Source organism: Bifidobacterium breve DSM 20213 = JCM 1192, assembly GCF_001025175.1.
Taxonomy (GTDB): Bacteria; Actinomycetota; Actinomycetes; order Actinomycetales; family Bifidobacteriaceae; genus Bifidobacterium; species Bifidobacterium breve.
The window spans coordinates 1,955,058-1,966,831 of sequence record NZ_AP012324.1 but is presented as its reverse complement, the minus strand read 5'-3'; the positions used below and the strand labels follow the sequence as shown (position 1 = coordinate 1,966,831).

The window sequence follows — 11,774 nt, the reverse complement described above, 5'->3', positions numbered from 1 at the left end:
TGCTATAGTTAGGCCTTCGTGCAACACGCACGGAGGCCTAACTTATAGTCGTAGAAGAAGAAAGGAGTCGAGCAATGGCAGCACTGCGTGGCCCTGATAGTTCAGAGGACGAACGTCGTTTGGGGGAGCAAGCGGTCTTTCCCGAGACAGTGGATGTCAATATTCGCCAGCTCGACCCCATTCCCGCACCTCGCGCCTTCCTCAAGGAGCAGCCGCTCACCGATGAGATGAGCGAGCTCGTGCTTCACTCCCGTCAGGAGATTCGTGACGTGCTCAATGGTCGCGACGACCGCTTGCTGGTCATTGTGGGCCCCTGCTCTATTCATGATCCCAAGGCCGCGCACGAATACGCCGAAAAGCTTGCCGCCGTCAAGCGTGAGCTCGAAGACCGTCTCGTCATCGTGATGCGCGTGTACTTCGAGAAGCCGCGTACCACCATCGGTTGGAAGGGCTTGATCAACGATCCTGATCTGGATGGCCGCTTCAATATTCGCAAAGGCATGTGGTTGGCCCGCAAGGTGCTCACCGACGTGCTGAGCCTCGGTCTGCCCACGGCCACTGAATGGCTCGATCCCATCACTCCGCAGTACATCTGCGACGCGATCAGCTGGGGTGCCATCGGCGCGCGCAATACCGAAAGCCAGGTTCACCGCGAACTCGCTTCTGGCCTATCCATGCCGGTGGGCTTCAAGAACTCCACCGACGGCTCCATCAAGGCCGCCGCTGATTCTTGCTATGCCGCAGGATTTGAGCACCACTTCCTATCCATCAATCTTGATGGCCGTGTGATTTCCGCCGAGACCAAAGGTAACCCGGACTGCCATCTGGTGCTGCGCGGCTCCAGCCATGGTCCGAACTATGATGCCGCATCCGTGCGTCAGGCGCTCGAGGATCTGAAGGCATCCAAGGCGTCCGGCCCCAGCCAGCATGGCCTCGTCATTGATGCCGCCCATGGCAACTGCGGCAAGGATGAGAATCGTGAAGCCGGGGTCATCGAAGAGATTGCCGAACGTTTGGCGGCCGGCGAACAGGGCATCACCGGTGTGATGATGGAAAGCTTCCTGGTGGGAGGCCATCAGAAGCCGGCCCCGCTCGATCAACTGGTGTACGGTCAGTCCGTCACCGATTCCTGCGTGCCGTGGGATCGCACCAACGAGCTTTTGCGCACGCTGGCCGACGCCGTCACGACTCGCCGCGCGCTCCATCGCTGACAATCTGGGTTTGTTCCCGTGACACCCTATCCTTGGGAAAGATAATAATCCAAGGAGAGATGTTATGCAGCAGCAGGATGGCAGCGCCACGGCCACGCACCCGTTGCAGGTCGGCCCGCAGCCGTTGAATACGCCGGAGGAGCTTCGCGCGATTCGTCAGGCCATGGGAGAGGGCAAGAACCCGCTCATCGCCACGGACGTGCCGCGCTGGGAGGACCAGGTAGGTGTCAGCCGCATCATCAACCGCAGGGTGCTGGAGCTTGAGCCGCTGCCCACGCCGGCTCAGGTACTTGCCGAACTTCCTCTGACCGATAAGGCTCAGGAGATTGTCGCCTATTCGCGCGACGAAATTCGTGCATGTCTGTACGGTCAAGATGACCGGCTGCTGGTCATCGTTGGCCCTTGCTCGGTTCATGACCCGCAGGCGGCGCTTGACTATGCTCATCGATTGGCTGCGCTGAAGGATGAGCTCGGCGAGCAGCTGCTTATCGTCATGCGCGTGTACTTTGAAAAGCCACGTACCACCGTCGGGTGGAAGGGCCTGATCAACGATCCGGATATCGACGGCAGCCACAACATCAAGAAGGGCCTGTTGCTGGCGCGCAAGACTTTGCTCGGCGTATTGGATGAGGGCTTGGCCGCTGCCACGGAATTTCTGGAGCCTACTAGCCCGCAGTTCATCTCGGACGCGGTGAGCTGGGGTGCCATCGGCGCGCGCAACACGGAAAGCCAGATTCACCGACAGCTAGCCAGCGGCCTGTCCATGCCGGTGGGCTTCAAGAACGCCACTGATGGCTCGGTCAAGGCCGCCGTGAACGGTTGCTTCGCCGCTGCCCAACAGCACACGTTCTTCGGCATTGACCACTTGGGCCGTGCCTGTGCAGTCGAGACACTCGGCAACCCGGATTGCCATGTGGTGTTGCGTGGTTCCGCGTACGGCCCGAACTACGATGCCGAATCCGTGGCTAAGGCCATGGGTGACGTGCGTGCCGAAATGCCCGCCGAATCGGCTGCGTCCCATGGCCTTATCATCGATTGCTCGCATGGCAATTCCGGCAAGGATGAGCATCGACAGGCCGAAGTAGTGCGCAATATCGCCGGTCGAATTGCGGCTGGGGAACAAGGCATCACCGGTATCATGATGGAAAGCTTCATTGAGGGCGGCAATCAGAAGGCCGCGCCACTGGACCAGCTGGTGTACGGCAAGTCGATTACCGACAAATGCATTAGCTGGCCGGACACCGAGGCGCTACTGCGCGAACTTGCCGAAGCCGTGGCGACGCGGCGGTGGCACTGAGCCATTTATGCCCCCGCTAGCGGGGGCTGGCTCGCGAAGCGAGACTGGGGGTGGTTTGAGCGAGACACCTTAACGACCACCCCAGTCGACTACGTCGACAGCCCCCGCCAGCGGGAGCCTGTATGAAAGGAACTTACGTATGGGTATGAAGACCGTGGCTATTATCGGCGCGCTGGACGAGGAAGTGGCGCTGATTGCCAAATCGCTCACGCACGTGACCCACACCGCCAAGGGCAGCCTTGACATCGTCTCCGGCACCGTGGATTCTTTTGGATCCGACGTGATTAAGGTCGCCGCAACGGTAGGCGGTATGGGGCTGGTCAATGCAGCCGCCACCACGCAGCTGCTGATTGACGAGTTCGCTCCGGATGCCGTGATTTTCACCGGCATTGCCGGCAACCTCAACACCCATCTGCATATCAATGACGTGGTGCTCGGCGGCACCTTGCGCTACCTCGACACCGACATGCGACTCGTGGGCCAGTGGAAGCCCGGCACTGCCGATGCCCCGGTTGAGGAATTCCACTCCGACGACCACCTGCTGGAGGTTGCTGACGCGGCGCTTGCCGAGGCCGGCATCACCCACATCGTGGGTATCATCGCCTCCGGCAATTACTTTGTGGACACGCCTGAAAAGGTCGAGGAAGTCGTCCGTCTTACCGGTGCTGATGCCGTGGAAATGGAAGGTGCCGCAGTGGCCCAGGTGGCCGCCCGCAATGACGTGCCTGCTCTGGTGGTTCGCGCGCTTTCTGACAATGCCGACACCGACTATGAGGTGTTCAAGGAATTCGACATCTCCGAATATGCCGATACCGCCGCCCGTCTCGCCGTCGATATCGTCAAGCGTCTGTAGGGGCGTTAGGCAGTCCGACCCATAAGACGCGTTCACTATGTGAACGCTCTCAAGCCCTCGGCTCATCAGCTGAGCCATACTCAGTGTGCGGCACAGCGATGTGTGGGGGTTCATCGCTGGGGCCACAAGTCATAACCAGTCTTTCTCCCGCATGCCGGTCGCTGTGCTCAATTCTTTGAGCGATGGCAACACTGTCGCGAAGCGTTGAACATGCAATGCATGTGCTGCGTTGAGGTTTATGCGCAGCGTGAGGAGAGAAAAAGGATTATGCCTGCAAGTACAACTGCGGCCGTGACGGAACCCGTGAAGAAGGATTCGGTTCCTGAGATCATCGCCGCTTCGATGGTGGGTACTGCCATCGAGTTCTATGACAACTACTGTTACTCCATCGCAGCCGCCAGCTACTTCGGCGCGATCTTCTTCGCCAACGTCACCAATCCGGCACTGGCTCAGATTATGGCGTTCACCACATTCGCTGTCTCCTTCCTGGCTCGTCCGTTCGGCTCCATGCTGTTCGGTCACTTCGGTGACAAGATGGGCCGCAAGAAGACGCTGGTGATTGCTTTGCTGACCATGGGTATCGCCACCTTCCTGGTGGGCTGCCTGCCCGGTTATGAGCAGGTCGGCGGCGTGTCTGTTGTCATCCTGTGTGTGTGCCGTGCATGCCAGGGTGTGGGCCTCGCCGGCGAATGGTCCGGCGCCGCTCTGGTGGCCACCGAGAACGCTCCGGCTTCCAAGCGCGCCCTTTACGGTTCCTTCCCGAACCTCGGCGCCCCGATCGGCTTCTTCTGCGCGTACGGCCTGAACCTGCTGCTCACCACTCATCTTGGTCAGGAGCAGATGGGCGCCTGGGGCTGGCGTATTCCGTTCCTTGCTTCCGTTGTGCTGGTCATCATCGGCCTCTACGTGCGTGCTCGTATGTCTGAGACTCCGGTGTTCCAGAAGGCTTCCGAAGAAAAGCGCACCTCCAAGCACCCGCTGCGCGACCTGCTGCCGTACTGGAAGGAAGTCGTGCTTGGCACTGTGGCCATGGGCATCACCTACACGCTGTTCTACGTGCTTGGTACTTGGTCGCTGTCTTACGGCGTTAAGGGTTTGGGCTTCCAGCAGAGCGAATACCTGCTGCTGCAAATGGTCTCCGTGGTGTTCTTCGCCATCTTCATCGTGGTTTCCTGCGTGTACGCCGACAAGGTGGGCCGCAAGAAGGTGCTTCTTGCCGTGACTGCCGCCACGCTGGTGTTCAGCTTCTTCACCCCGTTCCTGCTGGTGCACTCCGCCGCACATATTCTCGTGTTCCTCTGCATCGGCTTCGTGCTCATGGGCGGTCTGTTCGGACCTTGCGGTGCTTACCTGCCTGAGCTGTTCCCGGTCCACGTGCGTTACTCCGGCGCTGGCCTGAGCTACAACCTCGCCGCCATCTTCGGTGGCGCGTTCGCCCCGACCATCGCCCAGGCGCTGGTCAACTCCAAGTTCGGCGTTGCCGGTGTGGGTTGGTACATGGCCATCATGGCGGCTCTCGCCCTGCTTGCTCTGTTCCTGATCAAGGAAGGCAAGGACAAGGACTACGAGCTGTAAATTGCTCCCGATGTTGTGCTCCCGCTGGCTCCCGTCAGCGGGAGCTTTGCTATATTCGCCCTGCCAAAAATGAACAATAGGCGAACTTACGTAGTTTGGGCACTAAGCTACGTCTTGCACGTTTTACTCTGGAAACCATGGATATCTGGCAGATCATCGTGTTTGTGGTGCTTGCCGCGCTGGTAGTGGCGTGGGTGGCCATTATCGCTTATAACAAGGGCCGTGTTTCCGGGCGTGTGTCCGCCGAACAAGCTGCAGCATCTGACGAGACCGCACTGTGTCTGTTTGGCGACGATGTTCCCGTACGTCCTACGGAGCGTCGATTGGTTGAAGTGCTGCCCGAAGCGTTAATTGTCACCGACCGTAATGGTCGAGTGCAATATGCCAGCCCCGGTTCGGTGCCGTTTGGCTTGGTTTCCGGCAACCGGCTCAACTCTCGCGAAGTGGAAGATATTCTGACCCAAGCCGCCACCGACGGCGGTGTGCGAGAGCGCGAAGTGCAGATGCCGGTCAATCGTAGCGTCTTCCCCTCCTCAAACGGCCGGGGGCTTGAAGCGGGGCAGTCGATGCCATCCAACATGCTGTATTTGCGCGTGCGCATTGGCGATATTGGCGATGACCTGTACGCCATCTTTATCAATGACATGTCCGAACAGCGTCGGTTCGAGGCGGTTCGGCGCGACTTTGTTACCAACGTGTCCCACGAGCTGAAAACTCCGGCCGGCGCGATCTCGCTGCTTGCCGAGACTGTGACCGATGCCGCCGACGATCCGGACGCCGTGCGCTATTTCTCCGGTCGTATTTCCAAGGAATCCGCGCGTTTGACCGAATTGGTGCGTCGCCTCATCGATTTGCAGAAGGCGCAATCTTCCGAAGGTAGCGTGATTGATGTCAAGCGCATTTCCGCGCTTGCTGTAGCCCGCGCGGCCATCAATGACAATCAGGTGCAGGCCGATGCCCGCTATATTGATATTCGTCTTAATGTCAACGGCAAACCCGTGCCGATTTCGGCTGGCGAAGGCGATGATGAGCCGAGCGAAACAGAGCTGATGATTATGGCTGATGCGGATGCCATGCAAACCGCTGTCAAGAATCTGGTCGAGAATGCCATTCACTACTCGCCTGAGCACACGACTGTGGCGGTCGGTGTGGGGGAGCGCGATGGCAAAGTGACCATTCGCGTGGTCGATCAGGGTATTGGCATTCCCGAGAAGTCATTGGATCGCGTTTTTGAACGGTTCTACCGCGTTGACCCAGCCCGCTCGCGAGAAACCGGTGGCTCGGGCTTGGGCCTGGCCATTACCAAACATTGCGTGCAGGAGAATGGTGGCCGGATCTCGGTGTGGTCACGCAAGGGCGAGGGCTCCACGTTCACCATCGAGCTGCCGGCCGCTCCTGCAGATGAGGAACCTACCGCCGTGCAGGGCGCGTAGCGCGTATCCGCAATTACGTACTTCCAGGAAACAACAGGGTAATGGAGAACTCATGGTTACGATAGTGTCTGATACTTTTGCACCGATGCGTACGGGAACATATCCAAGAAAGGCCACTATGACGCGCATTCTCATCGTCGAAGACGAGGAATCCTACCGCGAGCCGCTGGTGTACCAGCTCACACGCGAGGGGTATGACGTGTCCGCTGCTGCCACCGGTGAGGAAGGTCTGGAGCTGTTCACCAAGGGAGGCATTGACTTGGTGCTGCTTGATCTGATGCTGCCGGGCATCGACGGCACCGCACTGTGCCGCCGTATCCGCGAGCAAAGCCGCGTGCCGATTATCATGCTCACCGCCAAAAGTGCGGAGATTGATAAGGTCGTAGGCCTGGAGATTGGCGCCGATGATTATGTGACCAAGCCGTATTCGTTCCGCGAGCTGCTGGCTCGTATCCGTGCGGTGATGCGCCGCAATCAGGCCACGGCGCAGGCTTCCGGCACGGTGGACGACGATATTCCGCTGGTGTGCGGCGACATTGCCATGCAGGTCGGCCAGCACCAGGTCACGGTGCGCGGCGAAACCGTGTTCTTCCCGCTGAAGGAATTCGAGCTGCTCGAATACCTGATGCAGAACAAGGGCCGTGTGATGACCCGGCATCAGCTGATTGACCGCATTTGGGGATCGGATTATGTGGGCGATACCAAGACGCTCGATGTGCACGTCAAGCGCGTGCGCTCCAAAATCGAGGAAGACCCGGCACACCCCAAGTATTTGACCACCGTGCGCGGGCTTGGCTACAAGATCGACGCCCCGGTGGAGTAAAGGGCGTTTGCCGGATGATGAAAGGCGACCTTTCGAGGTCGCCTTTTCGTATGATGGCCTCTTTCCCGCGAAGGGTCAGGGTGATAAAAACTACGTAGCGGTTAGGTGACCCACAAACATCCAACTGTTCATCTTCTGTTTACTGATTTCGGTTTCGAGACCCCAAAACCACCAATAATCTTGTAGTTGTCATGAGTTGACCGGGCAGCAAGAGCCGCCCGCGAATAGTTGATAGAGGGATTAAGAAATAATCATGCAGAAGAACATCCTCATTCGCTCCATTGCCGCCCTGTCCGGCATTGTGATGCTTGCTTCCGTGGCCGCCTGCGGCGATAACACCGCTTCCACGACCGACAGCTCCTCCACTGATTCCGCTTCCAAGACCGCTCCGATTTCCGGTAACTTCCAGGGCGCTGGCGCTTCCTCCCAGCAGTCCGCCGTCGAAGCTTGGATTGCCGGCTTCCAGGGCGCCAACCCGGACGCCAAGATCGCCTACAACCCGTCCGGTTCTGGCGCTGGCGTGCAGACCTTCCTGACCGGTGCCACCGCATGGGCCGGTTCCGACAAGGCCCTCGCCGATGACGAGGTCGAGCAGTCCAAGTCCGTGTGCGCCGATGGCACTGCTTTCGACGTGCCGGTCTACGTCTCCCCGATCGCCGTGATCTTCAACCTCAAGGGTGTCTCCGACGCTGGCAAGCACATCAACATGGATGCTGACACCATCGCCAAGATTTTCGACGGCAAGATCACCAAGTGGAACGATCCGGCCATCGCCGATCAGAACAAGGACCTGACCCTGCCTGACACCGCGATCACCGTGGTTCACCGTTCCGACAAGTCTGGCACCACCCAGAACTTCGTCTCCTACTTCAAGGATCAGGCTCCTGACTCCTGGACCTACGACCTGTCCGAGAACTGGCCGAACGAGGTTGGCCAGGGCGCCAAGGGCACCTCTGGTGTGGTCTCCACCGTCAAGCAGGCCGATGGCACCATCGGTTACGCCGACTTCTCCCAGGTCGGCGACCTGGGCACCGTGGCCGTCAAGGTCGGCGACTCCTACAACGAGATCTCCGCTGAGGCCGGCTCCAAGGTCATCGAGGACTCCAAGCAGGACGACACTGTGAAGGGCGACAACCGCATCGTCATCAAGATCAACCACGCCACCGAAGCCAAGGGCGCTTACCCGATCGTCCTGGTATCCTACGACATCGTCTGCCCGGCATACAAGGACACCAAGCAGGCTGAGTTCGCCAAGGCTTGGCTGACCTACGTGACCTCCGACGAAGGCCAGAAGGCCGCTCAGGATGCCGCCGGCACCGCTCCGCTGCCCTCCTCCCTGAAGTCCGAGATCACCAAGTCCATCAAGGCCATCAAGACCAAGTGAGCGGCCGACCCGCAAAGGGTTGCTGAACCACTGACCTGAAACGATAATTGAATACAAGACTATTGAAATTGTAATAGCCCGAAATCTTTAAGCCGCAGTCGTAAACACATACGGCTGCGGCTTAAAGCGGGTCAGGGGCCGAACGGTTTGACGACGAAAACCGTGCCACTTGAATACTTGATAACCATCCTATATAAGGAGAATCCGTGAGTTCGCAAGACAAAACGGCTGTGCAGCCAGTCGGCGGCAAAACCGCCGATAAGGTGTTCCGCGGTGTGGCATACGCCTGCGGCATCCTGATTCTGGTTGTTCTTGCCGCTGTGTTCCTGTTCCTGTTCTTCCGTGCCTGGCCGTTGATTGGCGGCGATCAGGTTGCCAACAGCAAGACCGTGTCCAGCTTCACCGGCGGTAAGGCCAACAATTTTTGGGGCTATGTGCTGCCGTTGCTGTTCGGCACGGTGCTGGTCTCTGTGCTGGCTCTGATTATTGCCTTCTTCGTCTCCATCGGCATCGCGCTGTTCATCTCGCACTATGCGCCTAAGAAGCTCGCCACCGCACTGAGCTATGTGGTCGATTTGCTTGCCGCCATTCCTTCTGTTATCTACGGTCTGTGGGGTGGCCTGATTTTGGTGCCGGCCATCTACCCGTTCTGGAATTGGGTCGCCAATCATCTGGGCTTCATCCCGCTGTTCGCCGGCCCTGCTGCGAACCCGTCGCGTACCGTGGCCACGGTGGCCGTGGTGCTCGCCGTGATGATTCTGCCGATTATTACTTCCATGTCCCGCGACATTTTCATGCAGACTCCGCGTCTGCATGAGGAAGCCGCTCTGGCGCTTGGCGCCACCAAGTGGGAGATGATTCGCCTGGCTGTGCTGCCGTTCGGCAAGTCCGGCATTGTGTCCGCCTCCATGCTGGCCCTTGGCCGTGCGCTTGGCGAGACCATGGCCGTGTTGATGATTCTGTCCCCGGGACTCAATTACTCCATCAAACTGCTGCAGGCCTCGCAGAATCAGACCATCGCTGCGAACATTGCCGCACAGTATCCTGAAGCCAACGAGCTGGGCGTCTCCACGCTGATTGGAACCGGTCTGATTCTGTTCCTCATCACCTTTGTGGTCAACTTCATTGCCCGCAAGATCACCGAGAAAGCGACTGCGTGATGACTGCTGCTGAGAATACTGAAAAGACTCCGATGGACGGTGCTCCCAAGATCGATTTCGATCGTTTCCGCCCCACCCGTTCCTCCGTGCAGCGCCGCAAGAGCATGGATATCTTCATGTGGGTGCTTATCGCGCTGGCGTTCATTATCGCCTGTGTGCCGCTGGTTTCCCTGTTGTGGACCACTATCGTCAACGGCATCAAGCGTCTGAACCTCAACTTCCTGACCTACAACATGACCGGTGTGGTTGGTGGCAGCCAGACTCCATCCGGTGGTTACGGCGGTGTGCTGCACGCCATTATCGGTACGCTGGAAATCACCGCGGGTGCCATGGTCATCTCCATCCCGATTGGCCTGATGTGCGCCGTGTACCTGGTCGAGTACGCGAACCGCAGCAAGCTTGCCACCACGATTTCCCTGCTCGTCGACGTGATGAGCGGCATCCCGTCCATTGTGGCCGGCCTGTTCGCCTTCTCGATGTTTACGATTTTGCTCGGTCCCGGTACTATCAACGGTTTTGAAGGCTCGGTGGCCCTCTCCCTGCTGATGCTGCCTACCGTGGTTAAGTCCAGCGAGGAAATGCTCAAGATCGTGCCGAATGACCTGCGTGAGGCATCCCTGGCCTTGGGCGTCACCAAGCAGCGCACCATCACCAAAATCGTGCTGCGTACCGCTTTGCCGGGCATCGTTTCCGGTGCCATTCTGGCCATCGCCCGCGTGATTGGTGAGACCGCCCCTCTGCTCATGACCGCCGGTTACATTGTCAACACCAATGTGAACCTGTTCTCCGGCCAGATGACCACCCTTCCGGTGTTCGTCTATCAGGAGTACTCGAAGCTGAGCGCCAACTGCCCGCCTAACGCTGCCTCCACCTGCGTGACCACGATTCCTATGGAACGTGCGTGGGCCGCCGCTCTAGTGCTGATCATTGTCGTGCTGCTGCTGAACCTCATTGGTCGAATCGTGGCGAAGGTCTTCGCCGTGAAGACCGATCGCTGAGCGAGCCGTTAGACTTAAAGATACAAGGAAATATAAGGAAACATCATGGGACAACGTATTGACGTCAACCACGAGAACATCTACTACGGCGACTTCCTGGCCGTGGAGGATGTGAATATCAACATCGAGCCGAACAAGGTCACCGCCTTCATCGGCCCGTCCGGCTGCGGCAAGTCCACCGTGCTGCGCACCTTGGACCGTATGCACGAGATCATCCCCGGCGCACATGTCGAGGGCGAGGTGCTGCTCGAGGGCAAGAACCTGTACGACAAGGATGTGGATCCGGTGGCCGTGCGCCGCGACGTCGGCATGGTCTTCCAGCGCCCGAATCCGTTCCCGACCATGTCCATCCGCGAGAATGTGCTGGCTGGTGTGCGCCTGAACAACCACCACCTGGCCAAGTCCGACGCCGATGATCTGGTCGAGTGGGCTCTGCGCGGTGCCAACCTCTGGGAAGAGGTCAAGGATCGTCTTGACAACCCCGGCATCGGTCTGTCCGGTGGCCAGCAGCAGCGTCTGTGCATCGCTCGCGCCGTGGCCGTCCACCCGCAGGTGCTGCTCATGGACGAGCCCTGCTCCGCCCTTGACCCGATTTCGACCCTGGCTGTCGAGGATCTGATCAACGAGCTTAAGAGCGACTACACCATCGTGATCGTGACCCACAACATGCAGCAGGCCGCCCGTATCGCCGACTACACCGCCTTCTTCAACCTGAAGGCTGTGGGCCAGCCCGGCCACCTCGAGTACTTCGCGGACACCACCACGATGTTCAACAACCCGCAGAACGAAGAAGCCGAGCGCTACATCTCCGGTCGTTTTGGCTGATCCGTGAGCGAAGCGATAGCTGAGCGAAGGTTTGAGTCCGGCCTCCGGCCGGTTCGAAATTGCTGGACCGGAGAAGATTTGTTCCTTGCGCGCAGCGTAGTGGTTTGTGCGTAGAAAAAACAGTAAGACCCGTCGTAAGGTGGGTCTTTTTTGTTTGTTGTTGGGCCAGAGAGCCCCGTTATTTGTCGAAAGTCTCAGTAGGCAAGCTGCTTACC

General features: G+C 58.9%; 10 protein-coding genes. All 10 read left to right on the top strand.

All coding sequences use genetic code 11. From position 1 onward, the window contains the following. Positions 1-74 precede the first annotated feature (74 nt). Positions 75-1,211, top strand: coding sequence for a 3-deoxy-7-phosphoheptulonate synthase (locus BBBR_RS08655; protein WP_003829821.1), 1,137 nt, complete (start codon positions 75-77; stop codon positions 1,209-1,211). 64 nt (positions 1,212-1,275) lie between these two features. Next, positions 1,276-2,508 (top strand): 3-deoxy-7-phosphoheptulonate synthase, encoded by a 1,233-nt coding sequence (locus tag BBBR_RS08650; protein WP_003829822.1) that lies wholly within the window; start codon positions 1,276-1,278, stop codon positions 2,506-2,508. Positions 2,509-2,647: 139 nt separating this feature from the next. Next, positions 2,648-3,361: a 5'-methylthioadenosine/S-adenosylhomocysteine nucleosidase gene (mtnN, locus tag BBBR_RS08645; protein ID WP_003829823.1), complete on the top strand. Its 714-nt coding sequence runs from the start codon at positions 2,648-2,650 to the stop codon at positions 3,359-3,361. Positions 3,362-3,628: 267 nt separating this feature from the next. Then, entirely contained in the window at positions 3,629-4,936 is a 1,308-nt protein-coding gene (locus BBBR_RS08640; protein WP_032738296.1) for an MFS transporter, read from the top strand. 137 nt (positions 4,937-5,073) lie between these two features. Continuing rightward, positions 5,074-6,369, top strand: coding sequence for a sensor histidine kinase (locus tag BBBR_RS08635; RefSeq protein WP_003829825.1), 1,296 nt, complete (start codon positions 5,074-5,076; stop codon positions 6,367-6,369). A gap of 118 nt (positions 6,370-6,487) precedes the next feature. Beyond that, positions 6,488-7,192, top strand: a complete 705-nt coding sequence (locus BBBR_RS08630) for a response regulator transcription factor (RefSeq protein ID WP_003829826.1) — start codon at positions 6,488-6,490, stop codon at positions 7,190-7,192. A gap of 253 nt (positions 7,193-7,445) precedes the next feature. Further along, entirely contained in the window at positions 7,446-8,576 is a 1,131-nt protein-coding gene (pstS, locus tag BBBR_RS08625) for a phosphate ABC transporter substrate-binding protein PstS (protein ID WP_003829827.1), read from the top strand. A 206-nt stretch (positions 8,577-8,782) separates the two neighbouring features. Then, positions 8,783-9,736, top strand: a complete 954-nt coding sequence (gene pstC, locus BBBR_RS08620) for a phosphate ABC transporter permease subunit PstC (protein ID WP_003829828.1) — start codon at positions 8,783-8,785, stop codon at positions 9,734-9,736. Then, positions 9,736-10,734, top strand: coding sequence for a phosphate ABC transporter permease PstA (gene pstA, locus BBBR_RS08615; RefSeq protein WP_003829829.1), 999 nt, complete (start codon positions 9,736-9,738; stop codon positions 10,732-10,734). Before pstC ends, pstA begins: the two co-directional genes overlap by 1 nt. Positions 10,735-10,779: 45 nt before the next feature. Then, positions 10,780-11,559 (top strand): phosphate ABC transporter ATP-binding protein PstB, encoded by a 780-nt coding sequence (gene pstB / locus BBBR_RS08610; protein WP_003829830.1) that lies wholly within the window; start codon positions 10,780-10,782, stop codon positions 11,557-11,559. The last annotated feature ends 215 nt before the right edge of the window (positions 11,560-11,774 follow it).

What these genes read in the sequence shown, in the direction of transcription:
- BBBR_RS08655 (WP_003829821.1), top strand. Translation starts at nt 75, where the DNA reads ATGGCAGCACTGCGTGGCCCTGATAGTTCAGAGGACGAACGTCGTTTG.
- BBBR_RS08650 (WP_003829822.1), top strand. Translation starts at nt 1,276, where the DNA reads ATGCAGCAGCAGGATGGCAGCGCCACGGCCACGCACCCGTTGCAGGTC.
- mtnN (WP_003829823.1), top strand. Translation starts at nt 2,648, where the DNA reads ATGGGTATGAAGACCGTGGCTATTATCGGCGCGCTGGACGAGGAAGTG.
- BBBR_RS08640 (WP_032738296.1), top strand. Translation starts at nt 3,629, where the DNA reads ATGCCTGCAAGTACAACTGCGGCCGTGACGGAACCCGTGAAGAAGGAT.
- BBBR_RS08635 (WP_003829825.1), top strand. Translation starts at nt 5,074, where the DNA reads ATGGATATCTGGCAGATCATCGTGTTTGTGGTGCTTGCCGCGCTGGTA.
- BBBR_RS08630 (WP_003829826.1), top strand. Translation starts at nt 6,488, where the DNA reads ATGACGCGCATTCTCATCGTCGAAGACGAGGAATCCTACCGCGAGCCG.
- pstS (WP_003829827.1), top strand. Translation starts at nt 7,446, where the DNA reads ATGCAGAAGAACATCCTCATTCGCTCCATTGCCGCCCTGTCCGGCATT.
- pstA (WP_003829829.1), top strand. Translation starts at nt 9,736, where the DNA reads ATGACTGCTGCTGAGAATACTGAAAAGACTCCGATGGACGGTGCTCCC.
- pstB (WP_003829830.1), top strand. Translation starts at nt 10,780, where the DNA reads ATGGGACAACGTATTGACGTCAACCACGAGAACATCTACTACGGCGAC.